The organism is Psychrobacter sp. AOP5-GZ1-6, from assembly GCF_052376345.1.
In the GTDB taxonomy this organism is placed as follows: Bacteria; Pseudomonadota; Gammaproteobacteria; order Pseudomonadales; family Moraxellaceae; genus Psychrobacter.
Window position 1 is genome coordinate 1 of sequence record NZ_JBQSVP010000005.1, and the last position, 25871, is coordinate 25871.

The following is a 25871-nucleotide window of genomic DNA, read 5'->3' on the forward strand; positions in this document are numbered from 1 at the left end:
AGCGGGTGTTTTCAATCTTAAATAAATCAATTAGTCGACGTTTAAATAACCTTTAAGCAAAGGCTTTTAAACGATTGCGGCCATTGATTACGGCTTGTTTGACTTGGTTCGGCGCAGTGCCACCTAGATGGTCACGCGCTGCTAATGAGCCTTCTAGCGTTAGGTAATCAAATACATCATCGCCGATAGCATCACTGAACTGTTGGAGCTGTGCCAGTGACAAATCGCTCAAATCGACACCTTCGTTGATGCCCAAAGCCACAGCATTACCGACCACTTCATGAGCGTCACGGAAAGCCACGCCGTTGCGTACTAGATAATCAGCCAAATCAGTCGCGGTTGCGTAGCCCTTCATGGTGGCCGCACGCATGCTTTCTTTATTTGGCGTGATGTTTGGTAGCATATCAGCAAAGGCGAGAAGTGAGCCAGTCAATGTATCAACACAATCAAAAAGCGGCTCTTTGTCCTCTTGGTTGTCTTTGTTATAGGCCAGTGGCTGGCTCTTCATCAGGCTAAGCAGTGTCATAAGTTGACCGAAAACACGTGCCGCTTTACCGCGTACCAATTCAGGGACGTCGGGGTTTTTCTTTTGTGGCATGATTGATGAACCCGTACAGAAACGATCTGGAATCTGCACAAAGTTAAACTGGGCTGACATCCACAGAATAATCTCTTCACTCATGCGTGACATATGCATCATGAGAATAGACGCGGCAGAGGTAAATTCAATGGCAAAGTCACGATCTGATACGGCATCAAGTGAGTTTTGGCAAATACCATCGAAACCAAGCAACTCAGCAGTAATAGTACGGTCGATTGGGAACGTAGTACCAGCAAGAGCAGCGCTACCCAGTGGCATTTGATTGATACGGCGGCGTGCGTCGACCAGACGCTCGGTATCACGATATAACATCTCAAACCATGCCATGACGTGGTGACCAAAGCTTACAGGCTGAGCGGTTTGCAAATGGGTAAAACCTGGCATGATCGTATCAGTATGTTGCTCAGCCAGATCAAGTAGCCCGCTCTGTAGACGTACTAATAAGGCGATGATGTTATCTACCTCTTCACGTAACCAAAGACGAATATCGGTGGCCACCTGATCGTTGCGGCTTCGGCCTGTATGCAGTTTTTTACCAACTGCACCGATCACGTCAGTGAGGCGAGATTCAACGTTCATATGTACGTCTTCAAGTGCGATTGACCAGTTAAACTCACCGGCTTCGATCTCGCGTAATACTTGCTGTAGACCATCAATGATGGTGGCAACTTCATCAGACGTTAAGATTTCACACTTTTCAAGCATAGTCGCGTGTGCGATTGAGCCTTGAATGTCGTGACGTGCAAAGCGTTGATCAAAGCCGACAGAGGCGGTAAAGGCGGCAACGAAACTGTCCGTCGCTTCACTAAAGCGACCACCCCACATCTGTTGACCCTCACTGTTGGTAGGGGTTTTATTTGTTTTGGAAACATCTGTGTTAGAATTAGAGACAGATGCGGTTACATTTGATTCGGGATTACTAGGGTTTGAAGAATTGGCGTTCATATCGGTACAAGACAAGTCAAGAGAATAAGAGCTCAAGTATAGCAAAGGATGAGGTTGCCTTACTAGCGGAGCGCTTAGAGTTTTTTATACCTAAGCTCATGGAAACCATGAAACCTTGGCAATGGCTGCTATATATATTTTTTTGGTCACTGTTTCTTACGGTGGTGCGTCGTTATGATATTGCAACTTGGTCGGACTTTTTAATTCAATTTATGTGCGCGGCGCTTCAAAACATACTTAGTATTATGCCATCGTTATATATTATAGATTATCTGCGACCAGTCTTCAAAAGCATGAATATACCTAAAGTCAGTCTGTATGTCGTGGCCTTGCTTATGACGGCTAGTGCTATTTCAATAGCTTTGGTTCAGCTCATTACGATTAATATGGGTTGGTCTGAATATAATAGTCAAACATTTATTTTAGCCATCGTGTTTGATACCTTGATTGGCGGTGGCTTTACCCTAGTATTTTTACTGTATTTTTTACGTCGCTATCGTGAGGTGAATGCCCTAAAACAGTCATTCGAACAAAAATTAAGTGCCCAAAATGATGTGATTAAAGCGCGTCTGTCCCCGCATTTTTTCTTTAATACCATTAATACGCTTGTGTCACTTATCGAATCCAATCCTCCACGAGCTTCCGCTTTATTACAGAACGTTTCTGCACTATTTCGTGCTAGCTTTAATGGCGCAAGAGAGATTAGCTTCGAAGAAGAGATAGCTCTTTGTGAGCATTATTTGGCGATCGAGTCGAGCCGTTTGGCAGATAAGCTTGAAGTGAGCTGGCACCTGCCTGACGAAGATATTATGTATGATATGGTCGTCACGGCCCTAACCTTACAAAGCATATTGGAGCGCATGCTACTAAATGTGGTTGAGCTGACGACCGAAGTTGTTTATATCAAGATTAACGTAACGTGGGAGATGCATCGAGTAGCAATTGTGATAAGTGTTGACTTACCCAAAAAAACGCTGATTATTAACCATGATTTACGCCAAAACATGAATTTTTACATTCAAGCTGAGCGTTTACGTTCTTACTTTGGTCAAAGCGCTGATATTAAAAGTACCGTTACCAATACTCAAATTATTACTATCATTGACTATCCTCTCCAAGATGTCAGCTTATGATATTTTTTATGACTTGTTTTAGCTCTATATCTTTTAGTGAATAAGGCTTGGCATACTTATTGCATTATACTTAATGTCTATATTATTGTTTTAACTTGTATTTATATAAGGCAAAGATTCATTATGTTTAACCATTGGTGATTAAACATAACGAGTACGATGTAAAGTAATAACAGTAGACCAGATCTGTTATCATCCACATTTTATCGATTATTGTAGAGTTAATTTCTTTTATTTATAACTGTATTTAATATAATAATGCTAGGTAAGTGACGATGAATGATAATATGTATGTGACATCTATTAAAATATCCAGTTTGTCTCAAGATGGGAGTTTAAATGCGTATTGTAGTTTGTGATGATGAGCCACTAGCACGTGAGCGTTTGGTCCGCATTGTAAAAGAATCAGGTCATCAGGTGGTTGCTCAAGCAACAACAGGTACGGAAGCCATTATCGCCGTCAAAACTGAGCAGCCTGATATTATATTGTTAGATATTCGTATGCCTGAGATGGATGGAGTTCGCTGCGCGCAAGAGCTTGCGAGACTTGAACATCCGCCAGCGATTATATTCGTCACCGCTTATGATCATTATGCGATTGCAGCGCTAAAGGCCAATGCTATTGGTTATTTATTGAAACCAGCCAATAAAGACGAGTTGATAGAGGCGCTCGACAAAGCAAAAAATCTAAATGCGGCCCAATTGAATGAAATTCGTAAGCTCGAAGACCCAACTACGCGGCCAGTACGTGAGCATATCGCTGCTCGTACCCACCGAGGCGTTGAACTGATCAAAATCAAAGATATTTATTATTTTACTGCTGACCAAAAGTATGTCAAAGTACGCCACAAGGGCGGTATTGTACTTATTGATGAGACACTCAAAGAGCTGGAACAAGAGTTTGAAGATCGTTTATTTCGGGTGCATCGTAATGCCATTATCAACCTTAGCTATTTAGACTACTTAGAAACCTTGGATGCGGGGCAGTATCAGATACGCTTTAAAGGTATCGATGAAACATTGGCAGTGGGCCGTCGTCACTTGCCAGCGTTACGTGACAAGATTCAAAGTATGTAATTTATAAAAAAGTAAAATCGCAAGTTGGACTGGTACAGAGATGAAACCTATGTAAATCAAACCACTTGGCGCTAATGGCAAACCTTAGCTATTTTAGGCTATTTAGATCACTATTGATCGAATTGAGAACACAGCTTAATCACACCATATCATCAAACCCTTATTTATGCTTAAATAGGGGTGTTTTTTTGCGTCAGCAATTACTATAACTGGTTTATACCGTTCATCTTTGGTAGGAAATCTGCAGTAGGGTTTAGCACCGACATGGTTGGAACTAATATAAACAGCACCAAGATTATAGTATCTAACTTATTGAGGCCTTTTATGAGCAATTCACAGAAACCTGCATTGACCACATTAAATATTGCCACACGTCAGAGCCCTTTAGCACTATGGCAGGCTGAGCATATTCGTGATCGTCTATTAGAGATGTATCCTAATTTGACTGTTAACTTGCTAAAAATTGTCACTAAAGGTGATAAAATTTTGGATACACCATTGGCCAAAATTGGTGGCAAAGGTTTGTTTGTTAAAGAGCTTGAGCAAGCACTGTATAATAAACAAGCCGATATTGCTGTACATTCATTAAAAGACGTACCGATGCAACTTCCTGAAGGCTTGACACTCGGGGTTTATTGTAAACGAGCCTCACCAACGGACGCTTTTGTTTCTAACACTTATCATAATATTGATGAGTTACCACAAGGTGCTATTGTTGGTACATCAAGTTTGCGTCGTCAGTGTCAAATTAAAGCTTATCGCCCAGATTTGCAGATCAAAACCTTACGCGGTAACGTGGGTACTCGCCTGGGTAAACTAGATGCTGGTGAGTATGATGCTATTATACTCGCGACCAGTGGCTTGCAGCGTATTGAGTTGAACGAGCGCATACGCGGGGAGCTTGAGATTGATGCTTGCTTACCTGCAGTTGGCCAAGGCGCGCTGGCGATTGAGTGTCGTGAAGGCGATGAAGAGGTACTTAAACTACTTGCACCGTTGAATGATGACAAAGCCCGTATTCGCCTCATCGCTGAGCGTGCGTTAAACCGTCACCTAGAAGGTGGTTGCCAAGTTCCGATTGCAGCTTACGCTGTTTTACAGATGGCTGATGAAACCGATGCTAACAACGATGACAACGGTGATGATGGCAATAATGACGATGGTAATGTATTGTGGCTACGTGGTCGAGTAGGTCAAGCAGATGGTAGTGAACTGTTAAGAGCAGAAAAACGGGTCACATTAGTCGGCAGCCAAGAAGCACAAGAAACACAAGCCAATCAACTGGGTATTGATGTTGCAAAGCTATTGCTTGCTGATGGAGCTGGTGACATTTTGTCAGCGATTTATCACCCTGAATAACACGTCAATATTTTATTACCTTCACTATAGTTTCAGCATCAATAATGGTGAAACTATAGTCAGGTAAACTTCTTCGCCGTTTGCCATGGTACGTCTATGTCATCAATGTTAAATCACGCCAATCCCACCTCTAATACTCAACCGTATAACAAGTCATCGCTACCGCAAATAATCATCAATACGCGGCCAGTAGAGCGTGCGGCAGCGTTGACGGAGCACCTAAAGACGGCAGGATTTAGTGTGATTGAGATACCAATGTTGGCGCTACAGTCACGGCCGATAACTGACCATGATATGGTACGGATGCGGCAATGGCTAGCAGGTGAGTATCAGGCATTGGTGATTGTCAGTCCAACTGCGGCAGCTTCGGGCCTAGCGGTTTGGCAAGCACTTGAATGTGAATACCATGTTCAGCAATCTCAGGAGAGTGGAGATGAGCGCAAAGAGGCAGAGCTTCAGGATTTAAGAGCGCCAAGCCATTTGATTGCTGTCGGTGAAGCAACTGCGACTGTATTAAATGATACCAATATTCGTGCATCAAATTATCAGGTGTTACAGCCTAGCGTTGCCAATAATGAGGGTATGTTAGCGATGCCTGAGATTGATCGTTTACAAGCAGGTGATAAACTGTTGATATGGCGTGGACTCGGTGGACGACGACTATTGGTGGATACGTTACAAGCGCGTGGTGTGCATATCGATAGTATCGCTTGGTATGAGCGCAAGATGCCTGTTGAGGCAAGTAGACAGTATCAGCAGTGGTTACAAGAATTTTCGACATATTGTTCAAGTCAAAACATAGCTCTATCGGAGCCGCCCAAGCCAATCGTTGTGATTAGCAGTGGCGCTGCTTTTGAGCATTGGACCGGTATTGTGCAAGATGCTCGCGACGAAGCGATCACGCTAGAGCTATCAGACTTTGAGTATGTCGTATTAGGTGAGCGCTTAGCCAATATGATCGCAGCACAACAATTAAGCTATTGGCGTGTGGAAAACTTGGCGCCAGAAACTATTCTCGCTGCTATCAAGGTGCAGCCTCAATTTACTTAATGGTGACCTAAATTGCGAATTTTTTCAAATAGTTGGTTAATATTGCAATATTATCGACACTGTTTATCTGCTTTGGCTGTCATTTATCACTATCTTTAAAAGAAGATCACGGCTTAACAACAACATTTTATATTTATTTGCTTCACATGTATTTGAATTTATCAATAAAGGCACTGCCTGATGTCATTTAATCCTCAATCGTTACCTGATGAACCCTCCGCCACTCAACAGCGACAACAAGCGAACATGTTGTTGGTGCGATTACAATGGCTGCTGATTTTGTTGCTTATCGCTGCATTATTTTGGTTATATATCAGTCAACAGCGTTTTCAGCAGAACATTAATGAGCGCCTACAAAGCAATGAGCAAATCGTTAGCCGTCTAAATGAGATGGATGATCGCTTATTTTCGATGAGTCAGCAGACGTTGCCAGAGGTTAGTAACAACGGTAGCAACCAAGCTCAAAATCAGTTGGATTTACTACGTATTCAACTCCGAGCTGTTGATAGATTATTGGTAGATAGTAACGATAGTGCCGCAATTGAGTTATTGCGAGGTCTACATTGGCAGCTCTCACAAAGCAGTAATGAAATTGCGCCAGCATTGACCATCGTTATCAAGCAAAACTTGATGAAAGATATCGAGCGTTTACAGGCAAGCAGTGCTCAACCCAACCCTTGGCAGCTACAAAACTTAGCCATCCAAAATATTCAAGATTTTTTGCAAAGCCGTGAACGTGTATCTAATACCTCCATGCAGACGAAGATTACCGATAATAATATAGGTCTCACGCGTACGCAGCTTACGATTCATGAAGTGATTATGACCCTGAATTTAGCGACTCAAGCCAGCAATATGCGTGAGCATGATCAACTTATAAGTTATTTGACGCAAGCGCGAACGCAGTTGCAGTTTTTAGTTCCTAGAAAACCAGCCGCACAAACTTCAGCCGTGCAAGGGTCAATAGATACAATAAAAACACCTAACGAAAATGATTTACAAACCAAATCAGCTCCTACGGATATTTCAGAAGTTTTAGACTGGTTGGATCAATTGATTGCCAAAGCACCGAAACCAACACCATTATTGACCACGCAAGTTTTGGACAACCCTTAGCACCGATAGGCGTTGTGTCCTTTTAAAAAGATGTATGGCTAATAATATAGAATTAAAAGTGAGCTATTATGACCAATACTAAAGAAACAGTGCCATCAACAGTCAGTAAGCGAGCAAAAAACATCCCTGCTGAGTTGGCACATTATTCGATTATTCATCATCAACCCATTCATTGGGGTGAAATGGATGCCTTTAATCATTTAAATAATGTCACTTATTATCGTTACTCTGAGTCAGCACGTATTGCTTATTTACAGGCATTGGGCATGTTTGACGGCAGTATGGTCACAGTATTAGCTCAGTCTAGCTGTCAATACTTGCGTCCAGTGACTTATCCAGATACTTTGCTCTTAGGCGTACGTTGTCAGCGCTTGGGTAGAACCAGTATCGTAATGGAATACACCTATTACAGCACAGCCCAACAGGCAATCGTTGCCATTGCTGAAGCAGTTGTGGTACGTCTAGATAGTAATGGAAAGGATAAGTTGCCATGGACAGCCGAGGAGCGTGCGCGGCTATTAGCCTTAGAAGAAAAGGTGGGCCATACACCTGAGACTTAAAAGCATTAAAATATTGCTCTGTATAAGTACATGAGTTGAAATAATAAATAAAATCATCGAATACGAAAAAGGCATGCTAACGCTAGAGTAGCATGCCTTTTTATTTAAGCTTAAATGCTTGCATCAATGATGCAAACACATATTAGTCTTGCTGCGGTGCATGAACAAAATCAACCACATTTAAATCAAAACCTGATAATGCAAAAAACTTCATTGGTGATGACAATAGACGCATGTCACGAACACCTAAATGACGCAGTATCTGAGCGCCAACACCGATACTACGGTATGGTTGTTGCGTGATGGTAGTTTGCGACTCATTGTCTGCAGCTTTATCTAATGCATCGCCGAGATCAACGGGTTGATTGTTACCAATCCAAACTAACACACCGCGCTCTGATGCATTAATCTCTTTTAGTGCCGACTGTACGCTCCAGCCACTACGACCAGTCATGTCATTTTTAGCGGCGAATAAATCACGCAATGGATGGAAGCCATGAACACGTACGGTGCTGACGCCTTCGCTGACATCGCCTTTTACCAACGCTAAATGTGTCTCTTCAGCACCAAACTCACGGAAACGATGCAAGGTAAAAGTACCGTGCTCAGTTTCAAACGGATATGATTCTACTTCTTCTACGGTTTGTTCATTTGCGATACGGTAGTTGATGAGTTCAGCAATTGTACCTATTTTGATGTCGTGTTCTTTTGCAAATACTTCTAGATCGTCACGGCGTGCCATCGTACCGTCGGCATTGATAATTTCTACAATAACTGCTGCTGGTTCAAGACCTGCCAATCGTGCCAAGTCACAACCTGCTTCTGTGTGGCCAGCACGATGCAGAACGCCACCATTTTGTGCCATGATTGGAAAGATATGACCAGGTTGGACGATATCTTCAGGTTTTGCTGAAGAAGAAACAGCCGCTTGAACCGTACGAGCACGGTCACCTGCCGAAATACCTGTGGTAACACCTTCTGCGGCCTCAATTGAGACGGTAAAGTTGGTGCTAAATTTTGCTTCATTGCGATCTGACATCAATGGCAGTGCCAACTGTTGGCAACGTGCTTGTGATAAGGTTAAGCAAACTAAGCCACGCGCATGGGTAATCATAAAGTTGATATCTTCAGGACGAACATGGGTCGCTGCCATGATGATATCGCCTTCATTTTCGCGGTCTTCATCATCCATCAAGATGACCATTTTTCCAGCACGAATATCTTCGATAATCTCAGGAATCGTATTTAAACTCATAGTAAATCTCAATATTTTATTATTTATAGATAGGTGTGATTTGGAATCTAAAGCATTATCTATCTATTAGAGCAGTAGATAATACAAAGCGCTGTTACGGTCAAGCAAAGCGCTATTACGGTCAAGCAAAGCGCGCTATAAGCAATATCATTTGATATAAAGGTGACTCACTTAATTGCTTGTATAGTTCATTATGAGGTTATTTTAACGCTTTTCATCACAACGTGCTGAGGCATCTTCCCACTATATCGTTCAGTATGTCAAAAATAGTCATAAGTATTATCAATAATCACTACTATTCAGGCATTAAAGAGCACGTTACATAATAAGATGGCACGTCTATACGTGGTTAGTCATTACTTGCTGCTTGGCTTTTTAGCCAATCCATAAATTGTTTGCTATGTTGTTCTCGCTGATTGTCTGCAAACTCGTAAAAGCTTGTGCCCATTAATTTCTCTGGCAAATAAGATTGCGGATAATAATGATGGGGATAGTCATGGGGATAGACGTAATCTTGACCATAGCCTTGATTACGCATCAGCTTGGTCACACCATTGCGTAGATGGAGCGGCACAGGAGAGGAATCATTTTCTGCCAACGCCATCGCTGCATTGATAGCTTTATAAGTGCTATTGCTTTTGGCACTGGTTGCCAGATAAACCACCACTTGGCCCAATATAATACGTGATTCTGGCATACCAATTGATTGCACACTGCGCAATGCTGCATCAGCAAGGAGGAGGGCATTAGGATTGGCATTACCGATATCTTCACTGGCCAAAATAACTAAGCGGCGTGCGATAAAGTCAGCAGGCTCGCCACCTACCAGCATCCGCGCCATCCAGTATAAGGCAGCATCTGGATCTGAGCCGCGTATAGATTTTATCATCGCTGAGACGATATCGTAATGTTGCTCGCCATCTTTGTCGTAGCGTACTAGCGCGGTCTGAGCGACACGAGCGACCAACTCATCATCGATGATGACGGTTGACTGATTGGTATCCGCTGTTTGAGTGGCAAGCTCTAATAAGTTTAATGCCTTTCGAGCATCACCATGTGCCAGTTGGCTGATCGTATCTTGTGCCCGCAAATCAATCGTTAGTTCTTTAAGGATAGTATCTTCTGAAATAGCCCGCTGTAATACCGCACTTATTTGCTCTGGTGTCAGTGGTTCCAAACGATACACTTGGCAACGTGATAACAGCGCATTATTGACACTGAACGAGGGGTTTTCAGTGGTAGCGCCAATCAAGGTGATGTCACCGGCCTCTACGGCACCTAGCAATGCATCTTGTTGAGCTTTATTAAAACGATGAATTTCATCAATAAATACTACAGGAGACTCAAAGCCGAGCGAGTCTTTGTTATCTAATACCTCACGTAACTGTTTAACACCAGTATTTAGCGCAGATAATGCATGAAAAGGTCTACCTACAGCATTCGCCAATAGCATGGCAATAGTAGTTTTACCAATACCTGCTTCGCCATGCAAAATAATCGATGGCAGATGTCCTTGTTCGACCAAACATCGTAATGGTGCCCCTACCGCTAGTAAATGCTCTTGACCAATAATAGCAGTAAGGCGACTAGGACGCATGCGCTGGGCAAGTGGTGTGTCGGCGTGAAAGTTAGGTGGCATAAGGCTCTCTATTACAAAGGAATGTTTGAATGACTATATAACGATCGGTTTTTCAAGATGCTAGCGGTTTGGAAAATGATATTTGGCACGTATCGTGCACGCTACAAGCTATCATAGGCTAATGTTAATGAAAGCTCGCTAAGTGTACAGCTTATGTCCCAAACGCTTTGGTTTTTAGAGTTTATCCCTATTAACAGCTTAGCCACATTGATGAGCAGAATTAATAAATACTGTTCATCAAGCATAATTTATTAGAAATAGCCTATCAAGCATAAGGTATTAGATTAATGATGTCTCAATCGATATTTAAGCGTTTTTCAAATCGATATTTAGCTAGCAGTGCAAAACAGTCTTCACGTCTATTGACCGTTAGAGAGGTAGCACTGGCCCGTTCGGTTTTTGGTAACAGTATCAATCTCGATGAGGTTCAGCTTAAGACCGCGTGGTGGGTACTAAAGAACTATGCCGTCAGTCCCAATGGCAATATTTATTTTCATCCAGCAGATTGGATTACGGATTTTAGCAAGGCTTCATTGGGTAAGCAAAGCTGGTTGATACACGAGTTAACCCATGTATGGCAGTTACAGCAAGGTATAAAAGTAGTGCGTGGAGCGCTTATTGATCGTCGTTATGATTATGTACTTGAGATAGGCAAGCCTTTTTTTAAGTATGGTATCGAACAGCAGGCGCGTATGGTGCAGGATTATTTTATTCGTCATCAGCGTAAACAGGACTGCCAAGCATTAGAAGCCTGTATTCCATTTTTGACCGTAAACCCTATCGCACAAAAACCTCGTACCGATAGTTCATTGATAGTTTAGCTTTTAATATTTTGTGCTAATAAGGATGTCTCATCTCATGATCAATTTTTTTCCAGCAAAGCTTGCTATTAATGCTCGCCCTCCTACGACTTTACTTATGGCGACACTAACGGGAATGCTGTTTTTGGCAGGTTGTCAGCAGCAGTCGGAAACTCAGCCTATATTGGAGGACGGTCAGACCAGTGCACAGGAAAATGCCAAAGACAATGAACCCATGCCGCAGAGTGAGTCAGCTGCTGCCAGAATAGCGCAATATCAGCCCATTTACGTGACACAAATGCAGGGGTTACAGCGCCGCTTACAGGCGGAGTATGAGTCATTACAAGCGGCTGATGCCTCAGAAAATCCAGACTCGCTACTAAATCCTGACACCAGTTCTGCTAAGGCCAACGATACCGTTGATGATAGTAAAAATAAAGTGGCCAGTGTAGATATAGTAGAGACAACACCTACTAAGTCGGTAGATTCTACTGTAGGAGATAGCGAGACTGCGCCGCTTGCTGATATTAATACCAGTACCGAGGTGGGTGAGCGTGACTTAACGGTTTTAAAGCGTATCAGTCTCGAACCGCGCAAGCCTGTATTGCTAACAGAAGAGCAAATCATTGAAAGCTATCAACAAGCGATGGATACGCTTTACCAACCTGTGACCACATCACTGAACGCAGAAGATGTGAATACACTCATCAATATTGCGACATTGGTGCCACAGTTGTTTGAAAGCGCAGAAATTGCGGGGCGAGTCAGTGCAAAGAGTCCTGCGTTGGCACGTCTGATCATTCAGCATCAGGTGTGGGAACAGATAGAGGCCCAGCAGGTCATTGATATGCAGCAGATGAAAGCTGATCAGCAAGAGGAGTTTGAAACACTCATGACCAAATTCAACGAAACGATTGAAGGCTATGATGAGCAAATTGCCAAATATGAGCAAACATTAGAATCATTTAAATAAAAGTTGCTAGCCATTCAGAAAAGTCCTAAAGCATAAAAAATCCCGCACGATGGCGGGATTTTTTATGCAATAAAGAGGCCTTTACTTATTTACGGTCTGCAACTTCAACGAAGTCACGATGCGTTTCACCAGTGTATAACTGACGTGGACGACCGATTTTGAACGGAGTGCTGTGCATCTCTAACCAATGGCTGATCCAACCAGAAGTACGAGCTAGTGAGAAGATCACTGTAAACATTGACGTTGGAATACCAATGGCTTTTAAGATAATGCCAGAGTAAAAATCAACGTTTGGATATAGGTTACGCTCAACGAAGAACGGATCTTCTAATGCAATTTTTTCAAGCGCCATTGCTAGTTCAAGCTTAGGATCGTTGATACCAAGCGCGCCTAATACTTCATCACAAGTCTCTTTCATAACCTGTGCACGTGGATCAAAGTTTTTGTAGACACGATGGCCAAAGCCCATAAGCTTCACTTCACGGCTCTTCACTTTTTCCATGAATGCAGGTACATTTTCAACAGTACCGATTTCATCTAGCATCTCAAGAACAGCTTCGTTGGCGCCGCCATGTGATGGTCCCCAAAGAGCAGCGATACCAGCAGCGATACAAGCATAAGGGTTTGCACCAGTAGAACCTGCTAGACGTACAGTAGATGTTGACGCATTTTGTTCGTGGTCAGCATGCAATGTAAAGATCTTGTCCATGGCGCGAGTGATGACATCGTTGGTTTGATAGTCAACATCCGCAGGTGTTGCAAACATCATGTACAAGAAGTTTTCAGCGTAGTTAAAGTCGTTACGCGGATACATAAACGGTTCGCCCTGTGAGTATTTATAACTCATTGCGGCAAGCGTTGGCATCTTAGCGATTAGACGGATAGCTGTGATTTCGCGGTGCTCTTCGTTGCTCACGTCTAAGTTGTCGTGATAGAACGCAGATAAGGCACCAACGACACCTACCATAATAGCCATTGGATGCGCATCACGGCGGAAACCTTCAAAGAACTTACGTAGTTGATCGTGAACGCCTGTATGTTTACGGATTTTTTCAAAAAAATCTGCTTTTTGTTCAGCGTTCGGTAGGTCGCCATGAATTAAGGCGTAAGCAACTTCTAGATATTCAGCATTGTTTGCTAACTGATCGATAGGGTAGCCGCGGTGTAATAACTCGCCTTTGCCACCATCAATATAAGTAATCTTTGATTCAACAGGGGCAGTTACTTTAAAACCAGGGTCATAAGACCAAAATTCTGAGCCTTGTAGAGCAGCAATGTCGATAACTGGGCGCCCTAAAGTACCTTTAATAATAGGCAGTTCGTATTCGTCATCATTGACGGTTAGTTTGGCATTGTTGTCAGCCATAAATTGCTCTCCATTGTTTTAGCTTGTTAGAATAAAATTATTACGGACGCATACCCTCGCGTCATCGTCAGTCAAATGCTCAAAATACATCTAACTCATTTAATACGCAGAGTATATTAGCAGTAATTCCCTGTGATTTGAAAAGACTTTTACTATCAATACTGCTCATTCGTACCGTTTAGCCGCGTTTATCCCCTGTAATTTTTGTATCAAAATATGTCCAATAAGTAATTTGGTGTCAAAAACCCTTTTTTATAAAAAGCAATGATTCTCATTAACATTATAATATTAAAGCGTTTTTGGCAAGATTACTGACCAAAAAAATTAGGTCTATTGACTATAAAACAGACAGAGTATGAACGAACGACTATTGAGTTTGAGTTTTTGGTGCATAAGAAGTGAGTAATATTAATGAATTCATATTGCAAATAGCCAGCTTTTTGTTAATTCATCACTAATAACCAGTATTTAGGGGATAAATTTGTAATTAGTGCTCAGGCATTTTATAATTAGAGGGATTTAACTGGCACTAGCTTTGCGCAGATTAAGCGATAATCTTAGTTGAGTAATCTGTAAAGTTTTGCTTTACTCATGCTTTATTACGATTGGATAACCAGCTTATAGACCAAAACCAGCCTGTCGTTTGGATATTTTTGTTAATTGTTCTATCTTTAAACAGCCAATAATAAAGTTTATCTTAACAAAAGTGATACCATAGAAAAGTGATACCATAGAGATGACACAATGGCGTTATCTTTTTTTTGTTAATGGCAATCAGTAAAAATAGAATAGTTAATCGATTTATCAAACGCCTCATCTTTACTGTCAGAACGTCAGTAAAAATTTTATTGATGAGGGGATGCATTAGCTCAATGAGCTATGTTGGATCGTCTATATAGTATAAAACGTATTATAGTATAAGACGTATTCGCCTTCTAACTTTAGCGCAAATTAAACTACGTCAGCTAGCCCTTCCTTACTTTATTCGTCTCATGTGTTGCTCGTTGCTTTATATAATATTTATATAAAGCATTGATAGCAGATACAGGAGTATAACCGCAAAAAGGATGCCCGCTGTGAAAAGCAACCGACCTATTGATCTGCCTTTAAGCCAAGTGATTAGCGTTAATCGCTCACCGATCGCAATTGCTTCAATCTTGCATCGTATATCTGGCATTATTTTATTTTTATTGATTCCCGTCATGCTATGGCTCCTGCAGAACTCACTGGCATCGCCTGAGAGTTTTGAGACCGTATTTGACAACGTACTCGTGCGCTTTTTAGCATGGATATTTGTTGCCGCGATTGCTTATCACTTTGTGATGGGCATCAAACACTTATTCGCTGACATGGGCATGAACGAAGAGCTAAAATCTGGCCGTGCCGCTTCTAAGGTCAGTTTTGTGATTGCAGCGATTCTAATTGTCGCGTCATTTGTATGGGTGATGTTCTAATGATTAAAAATGATTCAGGAATAAAAAGTGCTACTGGTCTGACCGGCTCAGGCTCACGTGATTGGATTATCCAGCGTATCAGCGCTGTTGTTTTAGCCGTTTATAGTGTGGTGTTGTTGGGCTTCTTTTTGACCCATGGCGATGTCACTTATCTTGAGTGGTCATCATTTATGACTAGCTTGCCTATGCGTTTATTCAGCTTAGTTGCTGTACTTGCATTGGCTGGTCATGCTTGGGTAGGTATGTGGACAGTATTTACTGACTATATTACCACTGGCAAATTAGGCTCAGGCGCAGCAAGTTTACGTTTAGTGCTACAGTCATTAATGATTATCGCTATTTTAGTCTTTCTATTTTGGGGTATCATGATTTTTTGGGGTAGTGGATTCGGTGTAGTCGCCGTTTAACCCAATAATTTATACCTTTACTATCTATAACAATAGCGGGTGTGCTCAGCAACACTATTGGCTGCTGAATGATTTAAAAGCCATCCGTTATAGCCAATAATAGTCATAGCATTGGGCAGTTTCTGACTTAAGCGGTCATTTAAAGACAGCCAATCAATTTGAAAGTAAAAGAAACTAGCCTAATATAACGATAGATATGCAAATTAAGTGGCCAAAAGTTGTTTGCGTCATCCTATTAAGTAATCGCATTTAATGGCTGAATAAATATGACATTCAGCCCTGTAATAAGATGATGCTTGATACAGCTTTTTTATTTAATTCTAAGCATTAACAGGCATTAGGAAAACCGTAATGGCAACTAGACAAGATAATACCATTAGTAACATTAAGACCCTAAACTACGATGCAGTCATCGTTGGTGGGGGCGGCTCAGGTATGCGTGCTTCACTACATTTGGCTGAAGCAGGTATGAAGGTTGCAGTCTTGACCAAAGTATTCCCAACCCGTTCGCACACTGTTGCGGCTCAGGGCGGTATTGGTGCAAGCTTGGGTAACATGAGCAACGACAACTGGCACTTTCACTTTTATGACACCGTCAAAGGGTCAGATTGGTTAGGTGACCAAGACGCGATTGAGTACATGTGCCGTGAGGCGCCAAAAGTCGTTTATGAGCTTGAGCACATGGGTATGCCGTTTGACCGTAACGAAGATGGCACGATTTATCAGCGTCCATTTGGCGGTCATACGTCGAATTATGGCGAAAAAGCCGTTCAACGTGCATGTGCTGCTGCTGACCGTACAGGTCACGCGCTACTACATACTTTGTATCAAAAAAACCTAGAGCAAGGTACTGAGTTTTTCATTGAGTGGATTGCGCTTGATTTGATCAAAGATGAAGCTGGTAACATCAATGGTGTTATCGCACTTGAGCAAGAAACAGGTACTATCGCTGTATTCCAGTCACCGATTACTGTTCTAGCGACAGGTGGTGCAGGTCGTATCTTTGCCGCTTCTACCAACGCTTATATTAATACTGGCGACGGTATTGGCATGGCGGTTCGTGCAGGTATTCCATTACAAGATATGGAGTTCTGGCAGTTCCATCCAACGGGTGTTCATGGTGCAGGTGTACTATTGACTGAAGGTTGCCGTGGTGAAGGGGCTATCTTGCGTAACAAAGATGGCGAAGCCTTTATGGAGCGTTATGCACCTACTGTAAAAGATTTGGCGCCACGTGATCTCGTATCACGCTCTATGGACCAAGAAATCAAAGAAGGCCGTGGTTGTGGTCCTAATGCTGACCATATCGTCATGGATATGACGCATTTAGGGGTAGATACCATCATGAAACGTCTACCATCTGTATTTGAAATTGGCAGAAACTTCGCCAACGTAGACATCACTAAAGAGCCTATCCCAGTTATTCCAACTATTCACTACATGATGGGCGGTATTCCAACGACGATTCATGGTCAAGTAGTTACACCTGACTTAGAAGCTGGTACTGATGAAGAAGGCTTGTATACGAAAGGCAATGTCGTTAAGGGTCTTTACGCAATCGGTGAGTGTGCTTGTGTGAGTGTGCACGGTGCCAACCGTTTAGGTACTAACTCTTTACTTGATTTAGTTGTATTTGGTCGTGCTGCTGGTAAGCACATCGTTGATGAGTTCCACCATGCAGACCATAACTACAAACCATTAGATCCACGTGTGCTTGATTTCACTATGCGTCGTCTAGACAAGTTGCAGCAATCTACTGAAGGTTATAACGCGCAAGAAGTGGCTGATGAGATTCGTGCAACAATGCAAACACATGCTAGCGTATTCCGTACGCAAGCTATTATGGACGAAGGCGTTAAAAAGATTTTAGCGCTAGGTGATAAAATCGACCAAATTCATTTGGCTGATAAATCACAAGTCTTTAATACCGCTCGTATCGAGGCGTTTGAAGTCGCTAACTTGTATGAAGTAGCAAAAGCAACAATGATATCAGCAGCGATGCGCCACGAAAGCCGCGGTGCTCATAGTGTGTCTGATTATGATCGTCCAGAAGATGATGATTATGCGCCAAATGGTCGTAATGATCATGACTGGATGAAGCATACCTTGTGGTATTCTGAAGGCAATCGTGTTGTTTATAAGCCAGTCCGCAAAGTACCATTAACCGTTGACTATATCGAGCCAAAGGTCCGTGTCTATTAATTTTAGATATGACGTATGATATAACGCAGCAGCGTTAATGTTTTATTCTTTATTAACTTATTAAAAAGGTGACCGCTAGCTACATGCACCTGCCAGCGCTATTAGGCTATTAATCGATATTTGATATTACATATCATTATAGATTGATAGCTAGTGTTATTATGTTGCAACCTATGTATGCCCGCCATCACCTATGTGTGGAGTTTAGCATTATGAGCCGAGGTACTCGCACCATCGAAATCTATCGCTACGATCCTGATGTGGACGCAGCGCCACGCATGCAAACTTATACGATTGAGTTACTAGACTCAGATCGCATGTTGCTTGACGTGTTATTACGTCTTAAAAAGGAAGATGAGACTATTACCTTCCGTCGCTCTTGCCGTGAAGGCATTTGTGGCTCTGACGGCGTCAATATCAATGGCAAAAATGGTTTAGCATGTCTAATCAACATGAATACCTTGCCAGAAAAAGTAACGGTTCGTCCATTGCCAGGTTTACCAGTGGTTCGTGATTTGGTTGTTGATATGAACCAATTCTATGAGCAATATGAAAAAGTACATCCGTACTTAATCAATGATCAGCCAGCACCGCCGACAGAGCGTTTACAGTCACCTGAACAGCGTGAAAAACTAAACGGCTTATACGAATGTATCCTATGTGCTTGCTGCTCAACCAGTTGCCCATCATTTTGGTGGAACCCTGATAAATTCCTAGGTCCATCAGCACTATTGCATGCTTATCGTTTCGTGGCTGATAGCCGTGATGGTGATACTCAAGCTCGTTTGGCTCGTTTAGATGATCCATTCAGCTTATTCCGTTGCCGTGGCATCATGAACTGTGTGTCAGTTTGTCCAAAAGGATTGAATCCTACCAAAGCGATTGGTCATCTACGTAATATGTTGATTGACCAAGCAGGTTAATCGTTTATAATTGCATGGTTTTTTGCAGATACTGCATAAAAAACACCACCTAATGATTAGGTGGTGTTTTTTATGCGTATAGTTTAGAGATGGTTTGATATTTCATACTCAGATTTAGGGCAGGGCCTAGAGCTGAGAAAGTGATAAATTACTAAAGGTAAGGCTGTGCTAACAATACGTTGGCTGTGTGTAAGAAATCATGATATATACATAGGCAAACTATATAATTAGCGTTATCGGTAAGCACTCATTAAGAGATATTGGTTAATTTAGATGTTAGAATAGTGCATGGTTATATACGGACGATATTGTGATGAACAAATATCAGTCATGCATGCTTTCCGGTGCTAGGACAAGCCCTAGTAATAAAGTACCAAAACATCTTAAAAATCATGATAAAGTTATTATCAGGTGGCTGAAGTGATAATAGTTATTCATTACCTAAATACCTAGTATTGAACAAACAAACTATGTCATAAAATACAGTCATGTTACTCTATACAGCAGTGTATGTTGGGCAGAAAATTTGTAATATCTTAGACATAGCGAATAACAGTGGTGAAAGTAGCTAGGTGCTGCATTGATGATTTATAGACAACTGGTTATCAATGAATTGGTTATGGTTAGGGCGTGTCCTCATTTTAAAAATGGTGATAAAAATGAGATAAATTGCCGTCAAACAAGGAAAATAGAGCAGATAATATCGAGATATTAGTCAGCTATTTGACGCCGTTTGGCAAGATTTAGCTATTTTTAACCCATTTAGATAACTATCGATTGAATTGAGGACATGCCCTAGTAGTATATATAAATTAATATTGTGAAACGAGTTGGATAAGAAAACCGGACGTTCACAAATAATTATATTTTTAATATAGATATTATAGGCGTTGGCATCTAACGTACGACAGATTACACAATAATAAGCACGATTCCATTCATTTATCTATCAAATAGACGATTATTATGAATAGTATAACTAAAGAAGCAAAAGGCTCAGGCCATACAGAACTGGCGGCTGATAACGGCCAGTATATAGAAGCTCTTTATGAGCAATACCTTAATGATCCTGATAGCGTTGACAGCGATTGGCAAGCATACTTTGAACAGTACAAATCGCCAAACGATGCTCAACACAATGCTATTAAAGAACAGTTTTTGTTGCTCGCCCGCAACCAGACAGCAGGCAAGAGTAGTAGTCAATCAACCACTAGTAATTCAACAGATTGTGCCAACCCCAAGCAAATGGGTGTGCAGCAGTTGATTTCAGCATATCGTCGCCGTGGTCATCGCCGCGCCAATCTTGACCCATTAAATCTAGAACCACGTGCTGAAGTGGAAGATTTATCCCTCGCTTATCACAACCTTTCAGAAGCCGACCTTGATACCGTATTTCCTACCAATGATTTAAATATTGGTAAGAGTGAAGCACCTTTACGTGAAATTATTGAAATTATGGAGCGTGTCTATTGCCGCCACATTGGTGTCGAGTATATGCACGTAACCACTAGCGTAGAAAAACGCTGGATGGAAAAATATCTAGAAAGCAACTTAGGTCATATCGAGTTCGATAAAGAAACGCGCATCTCTATTCTTAAGCGTTTGACAGCGGCTGAAGGCTTAGAAAAGTATTTGGCACGTAAATATACTGGTGTAAAACGCTTCGGTCTTGAAGGCGGTGAAAGCTTTATTCCTGCTGTCAATGAAATCATCCAGCGTGCTGGTAGTTACGGTACCAAAGAGATGGTCATTGGTATGGCGCACCGTGGACGCCTAAACTTATTGGTCAATATCTTGGGAAAAAATCCTGCAGACTTATTTGATGAGTTCGATGGTAAGGTTCAGCCAGAAAAAGGCTCAGGTGATGTGAAATACCACAACGGTTTCTCATCTAATGTGATGACACCAGGTGGTGAGGCTCATTTGGCCTTAGCATTTAATCCATCGCATCTTGAAATCGTCGCGCCAGTGTTACAAGGCTCAGTACGTGCCCGTCAGATTCGCCGTAGTGATCAATCACTTGGAGACAATCAAGTTGGTAACTCGGTATTGCCAATCGTCGTACATGGTGATGCTGCTTTTGCTGGTCAGGGTGTGGTCCAAGAAACTTTCCAAATGTCACAAACTCGTGCTTATACCACTGGTGGTACAGTACACATTGTCATCAACAACCAAGTAGGCTTTACCACTAGCCGTCAAGAAGATGTTCGTTCAACTGAATACTGTACTGACGTCGCAAAAATGGTACATGCACCTATTTTACATGTGAACGGTGATGATCCTGAAGCTGTAGTGTTTGCTGCCCAATTGGCATTAGATTACCGTCATGAGTTTGATAAAGATATTATTATTGACCTGTTCTGCTATCGCCGTAACGGTCATAACGAAGCAGATGAGCCATCGGCCACTCAGCCTCTCATGTATGCTGTTATCAAAAAGCTACCAACCACTCGCACACTTTATGCACAGAAGCTTATCAAAGCTGGTATTTTAAGTGCCGATGAAGAAAAGCAGTATGAAGATGAATATCGTGAGTCTTTAGATCGTGGTGACTATGTTGCCAGTTCGCTAGTCAATGAGCCTAACGAAGAGCTGTTTGTAGATTGGACTCCTTATTTGGGTCATGATTTGGTTGATGACTGGGATACTAGTGTCGATATCGAAACCCTAAAAGGTTATGGTCGTCGCATGGCACAAATGCCAGAAGGCTATAAGCTACAACGTCAAGTTCAAAAAGTAGTTGACCAACGCTTGGCAATGCAAACAGGCGAAGAGCCATTGAACTGGGGTGCAGCTGAAACATTGGCTTATGCTTCATTGGTTGATAATGATGATATCTTGGTACGTATTACCGGAGAAGATGTCGGTCGTGGTACATTCTCACATCGTCATAGTGAGATTTATAACGTCAATGACGGTAGCATGTATGTGCCACTTGCTCATATCAGTGAAAAACAAGCCCGTTTTGCGACTTATAACTCATTACTATCAGAAGAAGCCGTATTGGCTTTTGAGTATGGTTATGCAACAACAGTACCAAACGCTTTGATCGTTTGGGAAGCGCAATTTGGTGACTTTGTTAACGGTGCACAGGTTGTTATCGATCAGTTTATCTCAAGTGGTGAGACTAAATGGCAGCGTGTCTGTGGTCTAACCATGTTGTTACCACATGGCTTTGAAGGTCAGGGTCCTGAGCATTCATCTGCGCGTCTTGAACGTTTCTTACAGTTATGTGCTGAAGACAACATGCAAGTCATCACACCTACGACGCCTGCGCAAATCTATCATGCCTTACGCCGTCAAGCGATACGCCCAATCCGTAAACCAATGATCGTTATGTCACCGAAGAGCTTGCTACGTCATAAGCTTGCGACTTCAAATCTAGAAGAGCTTGCTAATGGTAAGTTTGAAACTGTAATTTCAGAGATCGACGATCACAACGCTGATAAAGTGACGCGTATGGTGATATGTGGCGGCAAAGTCTATTATGATTTGCTTGAGCAGCGCCGTGCATTAGGTTTAGATCATGTGGCTATCGTTCGTATCGAACAGCTCTATCCATTGCCAGAGCAGCGCTTGATTGCTGAGATTGAAAAATACAGTAACTTGACTGAGATCGTATGGACGCAAGAAGAGCCGCTTAACCAAGGCGCTTGGTATTACTTAGCACCGCATATGTTCCGTATCGTGGTACCGCACCCAACCAAGGCGAAAGTCATGGAGCCGGTGGCCCGTCCTGCGAGTGCAGCACCTGCAACAGGTTCACCAAAACTGCACGCTCAGCAGCAACAAGCGTTGATCGCTGGTGGTCTGGGTATCAGTGTCGATGAGTTGTCTAAATAACAGATTATTGAAGATAAATGAATCAGGCGATAACAGTCAGTATGCTGTAACACAATCTAGATAGTATTACTTAAGGTCACTATCCAAGATGGCACTGACTGTTTATCACGACTTAATAACAAATATGAATATCCAAATCTAAGGAGTCTATCGATGGCTGATATCAAAGCCCCCGTTTTTCCAGAATCTGTTGCTGACGGTACAATCGTTGAGTGGCATGTTGCTGAAGGTCAACAAGTTAACCGTGATGACCTATTGGCCGAAATCGAAACTGATAAAGTAGTACTAGAAGTTGTGGCACCAGATGATGGTGTTGTCACTCAAATCGTCAAACAAGTTGATGATACTGTTTTGTCTGACGAGCTTATCGCTCAGTTTGAAGCCGGTGCTAGTGCCGCTGCGGCTCCTGCTGCAGAAGCACCAGCTGAATCAGCCCAAGCGGCAGATGGTGGCGAGCCGGCACAAGCGCCTGCTCAAAATGCGAGCAATGATGCGGATCATAAAGATCAGAGCCCAGCCGTTCGTAAAGCAGCGAAAGAGAGTGGTGTAGACCCTAAAGATGTTGAAGGTACTGGTCGTGGCGGTCGTGTGACCAAAACTGACATGGCAAACCCAACATTGAAAGCGGACAGCAGCATCAAGTCTGATAGCGGCCGTCCAGTAGCTGAATCGGTGGGTGAGCGTACTGAAAAACGTGTTCCAATGACACGCCTGCGTAAACGCGTGGCTGAACGTCTGTTGTCAGCATCACAAGACACGGCTATGTTGACTACGTTTAACGAAGTGAACATGAAACCATTGATGGACATGCGTGCTAAGTACAAAGAACAGTTCGAAAAACGTCATGGCGTACGTTTAGGCTTTATGTCATTGTTCGTAAAAGCAGCGACAGAAGCCTTGAAACGTTTCCCAGCAGTCAACGCATCACTAGACGGTGATGACATCGTTTATCATGGTTTCTATGATATTGGTGTTGCAGTATCTTCAGACCGTGGTTTGGTAGTTCCAGTATTGCGTGATACCGATCGCATGAGCATGGCTGATGTTGAAAGCCGTATTCGTGAGCTTGGTGGCCTTGCACAGAAAGGTAAGCTGGGTCTAGATGATATGACTGGCGGTACGTTCACTATCTCAAACGGTGGCGTATTTGGTTCATTGATGTCTACACCTATCCTGAATCCACCACAAACTGCGATCTTAGGTATGCACGCTATCAACGAACGCCCAATGGCTGTCGATGGTAAAGTGGAAATCCTACCAATGATGTATCTTGCGCTGTCTTATGACCACCGTATGATCGATGGCAAAGAAGCAGTACAGTTCTTAGTTACTATTAAAGAGTTGGTCGAAGATCCAGCCATGTTACTATTAGACCTGTAAGCGCTTAAGCTTGTATCGGCAACCACTGATACAAGCTTTTTAATATTGATTAGATTGATCGTACTAGCTCTCTACGCATAAAAAAGCATGTTTTGACTGATAGGGTATATTGATTATCAAATAAAAATGTACTGGGTCAAACAGCGCTTATTTATATACGAGAGATTTTCGAATTATATAATAAATAAAATTAAAAATAGGAACCTACTATGAAAGACAGTTATGATTTAGTCGTCATCGGCGGCGGTCCTGGTGGCTACGAAGCTGCTATCCGTGCAGGTCAATTAGGTATGAGTGTTGCTTGTATCGAAAAACGTTTATACAAAGGCGAGCCTGCACTTGGTGGTACTTGTTTGAACGTTGGTTGTATCCCATCAAAGGCATTGCTTGATAGCTCACATCGCTATGAAGCGACCAAACACGACCTTGCTGAGCATGGCATCAGCACTAGCGATGTTGCTATCGATGTCGAGCAAATGATTGCTCGTAAAGAAGGCATTGTTAAGCAATTAACCGGCGGTGTCGCTGCACTATTAAAAGGTAATGGTGTTGACTGGCTACAAGGCTGGGGCACATTGGTTGACGGTAAAGGCGCTGACAAAAAAGTCAAGTTTACGGCTCTAGCAGACGACAGCGAAACCACCATTACCGCAAAAAACGTTATCCTTGCTGCTGGTTCGGTGCCTATCGATATTCCTGTAGCCAAAACTGACGGCGATCGTATCGTTGATTCTACTGGCGCACTTGATTTCACTGAAGTGCCTAAGCGTTTAGGCGTTATCGGTGCTGGTGTTATTGGTCTTGAGCTTGGTTCAGTATGGCGTCGCCTAGGTGCTGAAGTGGTTGTTTATGAAGCGCTACCAAGTTTCTTAGCCGCTGCTGACAAAGATATCGCTAAAGAAGCTGGTAAGTTACTGAAGAAACAAGGCCTTGATATCCGTGTTGATACCAAAGTGACCAATGCTGAAGTGAAAGGCGATCAAGTCGTTGTCACGAGCGAAACGAAAGGTGAGTCATCTGAGGAAAGCTTTGATAAGCTTATCGTTTGTGTTGGCCGCCGTGCTTACTCTGAAAAACTGCTTGGTGAAGACAGTGGTATTACCTTGACTGAGCGTGGTCTTATTGACGTAAACGATCAATGTAAAACCAATCTTGATGGCGTTTATGCTATTGGTGACTTAGTCCGTGGCCCTATGCTTGCGCATAAAGCGATGGAAGAAGGTATGATGGCTGTTGAGCGTATTCATGGCGAAAAACCTCAGGTAAACTATGACACCATTATCAATGTCATTTATACGCACCCAGAAATCGCATGGGTTGGTATGACTGAGCAGGAAGCTGAAGCAGCTGGCTATGAAGTTAAAACTGGCTCATTCAACTTAGCAGCTAACGGCCGTGCACTTGCTCAAAGTGAAGCGGAAGGCTCTGTTAAAGTTGTTGCTGATGCTAAAACAGATCGCTTGCTAGGTATGCATGCTATCTCTGCTGGTGCTGGTGATATCGTCCATCAAGGCATGATCGCGATGGAGTTTGTCTCTAGTATCGAAGATCTACAATTGATGACATTTGCGCATCCAACCATTTCAGAAGCTGTGCATGAAGCTGCTCTGTCTGCGGATGGCCGTGCAATTCACGCCATTCAGCGCAAAAAGCGTAAGAAATAAGTAGTTAGTTTGATAAGTACTGACTTATAACCTGACGGTAGGATCGCGGTAAAAGCGGTCACTACCGTCATGAGTGCGCCAGACGGACGTCTAATATACATATGCGCACTCATTTTCACTTTTT

The 25871-nt window shown here is 42.5% G+C and carries 19 protein-coding genes; 15 read left to right on the top strand and 4 right to left on the bottom strand.

Annotation, left to right across the window (positions count from 1 at the left end; genetic code table 11):
• Positions 1–52: 52 nt before the first annotated feature.
• The gene (argH, locus tag ACT3RN_RS01490; protein WP_192518366.1) at positions 53–1426 is read right to left on the bottom strand and encodes an argininosuccinate lyase; all 1374 of its coding nucleotides are present in this window, start codon (positions 1424–1426) and stop codon (positions 53–55) included.
• A gap of 413 nt (positions 1427–1839) precedes the next feature.
• On the opposite strand from argH, the gene ACT3RN_RS01495 reads away from it, so the two are divergent.
• The 6 genes from ACT3RN_RS01495 (at position 1840) to ACT3RN_RS01520 (ending at position 7841) form a co-directional block, all read left to right on the top strand.
• Positions 1840–2679 (top strand): histidine kinase, encoded by an 840-nt coding sequence (locus tag ACT3RN_RS01495; protein ID WP_225739066.1) that lies wholly within the window; start codon positions 1840–1842, stop codon positions 2677–2679.
• Positions 2680–3018: 339 nt separating this feature from the next.
• Positions 3019–3756: a LytR/AlgR family response regulator transcription factor gene (locus ACT3RN_RS01500; RefSeq protein WP_192518369.1), complete on the top strand. Its 738-nt coding sequence runs from the start codon at positions 3019–3021 to the stop codon at positions 3754–3756.
• A gap of 324 nt (positions 3757–4080) precedes the next feature.
• On the top strand, positions 4081–5115 hold the full coding sequence (gene hemC / locus ACT3RN_RS01505; RefSeq protein ID WP_192518370.1) for a hydroxymethylbilane synthase: 1035 nt from the start codon (positions 4081–4083) through the stop codon (positions 5113–5115).
• A 96-nt stretch (positions 5116–5211) separates the two neighbouring features.
• Positions 5212–6165: a uroporphyrinogen-III synthase gene (locus tag ACT3RN_RS01510; protein ID WP_444518415.1), complete on the top strand. Its 954-nt coding sequence runs from the start codon at positions 5212–5214 to the stop codon at positions 6163–6165.
• 180 nt (positions 6166–6345) lie between these two features.
• Positions 6346–7281 (top strand): hypothetical protein, encoded by a 936-nt coding sequence (locus ACT3RN_RS01515; protein ID WP_442440031.1) that lies wholly within the window; start codon positions 6346–6348, stop codon positions 7279–7281.
• A 68-nt stretch (positions 7282–7349) separates the two neighbouring features.
• On the top strand, positions 7350–7841 hold the full coding sequence (locus ACT3RN_RS01520; protein WP_192991728.1) for an acyl-CoA thioesterase: 492 nt from the start codon (positions 7350–7352) through the stop codon (positions 7839–7841).
• Positions 7842–7983: 142 nt separating this feature from the next.
• Here ACT3RN_RS01520 and ribBA read toward each other — a convergent pair whose 3' ends face one another.
• Both ribBA and ACT3RN_RS01530 read right to left on the bottom strand, forming a co-directional pair.
• Positions 7984–9096 (bottom strand): bifunctional 3,4-dihydroxy-2-butanone-4-phosphate synthase/GTP cyclohydrolase II, encoded by a 1113-nt coding sequence (gene ribBA, locus ACT3RN_RS01525; protein ID WP_192991729.1) that lies wholly within the window; start codon positions 9094–9096, stop codon positions 7984–7986.
• A 349-nt stretch (positions 9097–9445) separates the two neighbouring features.
• Entirely contained in the window at positions 9446–10735 is a 1290-nt protein-coding gene (locus tag ACT3RN_RS01530; protein ID WP_192518374.1) for a replication-associated recombination protein A, read from the bottom strand.
• A 290-nt stretch (positions 10736–11025) separates the two neighbouring features.
• Between ACT3RN_RS01530 and ACT3RN_RS01535 the strand changes: the two genes are divergently transcribed.
• Positions 11026–11556, top strand: coding sequence for a type IV secretion protein Rhs (locus tag ACT3RN_RS01535; protein WP_444518441.1), 531 nt, complete (start codon positions 11026–11028; stop codon positions 11554–11556).
• Positions 11557–11593: 37 nt separating this feature from the next.
• On the top strand, positions 11594–12508 hold the full coding sequence (locus ACT3RN_RS01540; RefSeq protein ID WP_192518375.1) for a hypothetical protein: 915 nt from the start codon (positions 11594–11596) through the stop codon (positions 12506–12508).
• 85 nt (positions 12509–12593) lie between these two features.
• On the opposite strand, the gene gltA is transcribed toward ACT3RN_RS01540, so the two are convergent.
• Entirely contained in the window at positions 12594–13874 is a 1281-nt protein-coding gene (gene gltA / locus ACT3RN_RS01545; protein WP_192518376.1) for a citrate synthase, read from the bottom strand.
• Positions 13875–14941: 1067 nt separating this feature from the next.
• Here gltA and sdhC point away from each other — a divergent pair.
• From sdhC to lpdA, 7 genes are all read left to right on the top strand, one after another.
• Positions 14942–15328 (top strand): succinate dehydrogenase, cytochrome b556 subunit, encoded by a 387-nt coding sequence (sdhC, locus tag ACT3RN_RS01550; protein WP_075101402.1) that lies wholly within the window; start codon positions 14942–14944, stop codon positions 15326–15328.
• Positions 15329–15330: 2 nt separating this feature from the next.
• A complete protein-coding gene (sdhD, locus tag ACT3RN_RS01555) occupies positions 15331–15735 on the top strand; it encodes a succinate dehydrogenase, hydrophobic membrane anchor protein (RefSeq protein WP_318779507.1) in 405 nt (134 codons plus the stop codon).
• A gap of 351 nt (positions 15736–16086) precedes the next feature.
• Positions 16087–17937, top strand: coding sequence for a succinate dehydrogenase flavoprotein subunit (sdhA, locus tag ACT3RN_RS01560; RefSeq protein ID WP_192518378.1), 1851 nt, complete (start codon positions 16087–16089; stop codon positions 17935–17937).
• Positions 17938–18149: 212 nt separating this feature from the next.
• Positions 18150–18860, top strand: a complete 711-nt coding sequence (locus ACT3RN_RS01565) for a succinate dehydrogenase iron-sulfur subunit (RefSeq protein WP_192991730.1) — start codon at positions 18150–18152, stop codon at positions 18858–18860.
• A gap of 966 nt (positions 18861–19826) precedes the next feature.
• A complete protein-coding gene (locus ACT3RN_RS01570) occupies positions 19827–22703 on the top strand; it encodes a 2-oxoglutarate dehydrogenase E1 component (RefSeq protein ID WP_192991731.1) in 2877 nt (958 codons plus the stop codon).
• Positions 22704–22856: 153 nt separating this feature from the next.
• On the top strand, positions 22857–24083 hold the full coding sequence (gene odhB, locus ACT3RN_RS01575; protein WP_192991732.1) for a 2-oxoglutarate dehydrogenase complex dihydrolipoyllysine-residue succinyltransferase: 1227 nt from the start codon (positions 22857–22859) through the stop codon (positions 24081–24083).
• Positions 24084–24292: 209 nt separating this feature from the next.
• Positions 24293–25747 (top strand): dihydrolipoyl dehydrogenase, encoded by a 1455-nt coding sequence (gene lpdA, locus ACT3RN_RS01580; RefSeq protein ID WP_444518416.1) that lies wholly within the window; start codon positions 24293–24295, stop codon positions 25745–25747.
• Positions 25748–25871 lie beyond the last annotated feature (124 nt).

What these genes read in the sequence shown, in the direction of transcription:
- ACT3RN_RS01565 (WP_192991730.1), top strand. Translation starts at nt 18,150, where the DNA reads ATGAGCCGAGGTACTCGCACCATCGAAATCTATCGCTACGATCCTGAT.
- lpdA (WP_444518416.1), top strand. Translation starts at nt 24,293, where the DNA reads ATGAAAGACAGTTATGATTTAGTCGTCATCGGCGGCGGTCCTGGTGGC.
- ACT3RN_RS01515 (WP_442440031.1), top strand. Translation starts at nt 6,346, where the DNA reads ATGTCATTTAATCCTCAATCGTTACCTGATGAACCCTCCGCCACTCAA.
- ACT3RN_RS01500 (WP_192518369.1), top strand. Translation starts at nt 3,019, where the DNA reads ATGCGTATTGTAGTTTGTGATGATGAGCCACTAGCACGTGAGCGTTTG.
- ACT3RN_RS01535 (WP_444518441.1), top strand. Translation starts at nt 11,026, where the DNA reads ATGTCTCAATCGATATTTAAGCGTTTTTCAAATCGATATTTAGCTAGC.
- ACT3RN_RS01520 (WP_192991728.1), top strand. Translation starts at nt 7,350, where the DNA reads ATGACCAATACTAAAGAAACAGTGCCATCAACAGTCAGTAAGCGAGCA.
- ACT3RN_RS01540 (WP_192518375.1), top strand. Translation starts at nt 11,594, where the DNA reads ATGATCAATTTTTTTCCAGCAAAGCTTGCTATTAATGCTCGCCCTCCT.
- hemC (WP_192518370.1), top strand. Translation starts at nt 4,081, where the DNA reads ATGAGCAATTCACAGAAACCTGCATTGACCACATTAAATATTGCCACA.
- ACT3RN_RS01495 (WP_225739066.1), top strand. Translation starts at nt 1,840, where the DNA reads ATGAATATACCTAAAGTCAGTCTGTATGTCGTGGCCTTGCTTATGACG.
- ACT3RN_RS01570 (WP_192991731.1), top strand. Translation starts at nt 19,827, where the DNA reads ATGAATAGTATAACTAAAGAAGCAAAAGGCTCAGGCCATACAGAACTG.
- sdhC (WP_075101402.1), top strand. Translation starts at nt 14,942, where the DNA reads ATGCCCGCTGTGAAAAGCAACCGACCTATTGATCTGCCTTTAAGCCAA.
- argH (WP_192518366.1), bottom strand. Translation starts at nt 1,426, where the DNA reads ATGTGGGGTGGTCGCTTTAGTGAAGCGACGGACAGTTTCGTTGCCGCC.
- ACT3RN_RS01530 (WP_192518374.1), bottom strand. Translation starts at nt 10,735, where the DNA reads ATGCCACCTAACTTTCACGCCGACACACCACTTGCCCAGCGCATGCGT.
- gltA (WP_192518376.1), bottom strand. Translation starts at nt 13,874, where the DNA reads ATGGCTGACAACAATGCCAAACTAACCGTCAATGATGACGAATACGAA.
- ribBA (WP_192991729.1), bottom strand. Translation starts at nt 9,096, where the DNA reads ATGAGTTTAAATACGATTCCTGAGATTATCGAAGATATTCGTGCTGGA.
- odhB (WP_192991732.1), top strand. Translation starts at nt 22,857, where the DNA reads ATGGCTGATATCAAAGCCCCCGTTTTTCCAGAATCTGTTGCTGACGGT.
- ACT3RN_RS01510 (WP_444518415.1), top strand. Translation starts at nt 5,212, where the DNA reads ATGTCATCAATGTTAAATCACGCCAATCCCACCTCTAATACTCAACCG.
- sdhA (WP_192518378.1), top strand. Translation starts at nt 16,087, where the DNA reads ATGGCAACTAGACAAGATAATACCATTAGTAACATTAAGACCCTAAAC.